The sequence below is a fragment of the Achromobacter sp. GbtcB20 genome, assembly GCF_019091095.1.
GTDB lineage: Bacteria > Pseudomonadota > Gammaproteobacteria > Burkholderiales > Burkholderiaceae_B > Achromobacter > Achromobacter mucicolens.
This window is the reverse complement of record NZ_JAGXJZ010000088.1, coordinates 1-777: the sequence shown is the minus strand read 5'-3', so window position 1 is coordinate 777 and position 777 is coordinate 1. Positions and strand designations below refer to the sequence as shown.

Below are 777 nucleotides of genomic sequence, written 5' to 3'. Positions count from 1 at the left end.
CGCCAACTCGCTGGCGCTTCATCCCGCATCAGTCGATCGATCTTCAACGCTAACGCGCTCAATGGGTCACCGTAAACGGGGTGCGGTTCATTGAGGACGCGACCTGGAGCCTGGACATCATTGGACACGATGGCCGGCAGATTGCGGTAAATGAGTAACGCAGCGGCGTTCCCACGCAGAACGGGGGGCTCTTCTGTGTCATGCTGCTTTTCGTGAGCCTTTTTCACTAACGCTTCGGCATTGCGCAGAAAATCCTCATACGCCTCTGTGCTTTCGCGGCTTTGTTGGATCAAGTCATCAAGCAACTTGGACATCTGCTCGTAAAAGCGCGGATCGGTGAGGCGATCACGAATGATGGTCTTGCGGACATTGTTGATGATGGTTTCCGCAATGGCATTCTTCGACAGCTTTCCTTTTTCGTTAATCTTCTTTGCGATCGCATCGTGAATGCCGGTCTTGATGATCAGGTCGGTCAGCGACAGCTCTGCCAATTCACCCAGCACCTCTGCCGGATCTGCTTGGATGTACGTGTTGATGAGATGGCGCATGTCGGCCTCGAAAGGCTTGATGTCCAACTCTTCACCGCTGTAATGCTTGATGGCAGAACGCACTTCGGCATAGAAATCCGCTTCGCGTCGTAAGGTTTCAACTTCACCGTCAAGGTAACCCGCCTCGGACAGGTTCTGACCGATGGCAGCGAAGGCTCGTAGAAACGTAGCCACCGCCTTGTAAAACGCAATGCGCAGCGGTTCGCTTTCGAGTAGCGCTTCCGGATCA

1 pseudogene is annotated in these 777 nt (G+C 53.9%); it reads right to left on the bottom strand.

The features are described 5' to 3' along the window. Positions 1 to 777, bottom strand: a pseudogene (locus KVT32_RS27895) (restriction endonuclease subunit R); the annotation flags it as partial.